Source organism: Dietzia sp. B19 (assembly GCF_014145155.1).
In the GTDB taxonomy this organism is placed as follows: Bacteria; Actinomycetota; Actinomycetes; order Mycobacteriales; family Mycobacteriaceae; genus Dietzia; species Dietzia natronolimnaea.
This window is the reverse complement of record NZ_JAALED010000572.1, coordinates 72943-73188: the sequence shown is the minus strand read 5'-3', so window position 1 is coordinate 73188 and position 246 is coordinate 72943. Positions and strand designations below refer to the sequence as shown.

1 protein-coding gene is annotated in these 246 nt (G+C 64.6%); it reads right to left on the bottom strand.

Annotation, left to right across the window (positions count from 1 at the left end; translation table 11 throughout):
• The coding region (locus tag G6020_RS16670) for a DDE-type integrase/transposase/recombinase (protein WP_194306183.1) at positions 1 to 246 on the bottom strand (246 nt) is incomplete at both ends.

Below are 246 nucleotides of genomic sequence, written 5' to 3'. Positions count from 1 at the left end.
GCGGCCATCTCCCGGTAGGCGTCGTTCAGGACGATCTCACCATCGCGCGGGTGCTTGACGACGCCGGTTTTGAGGTTGTCGCACACGATCCGCGGCACCGATCCGCCGAAGTTCTCGAACATCGCCACGTGCGCCCGAAGCCACGCGTCCTGCTGCATGTCGGTCGATGGCCAGACGAACGCGTACCGGCTGAACGGCAAGCACGCCACGAATAGGTACACCTTCCGCGTAGCTCCGGTGACCGGA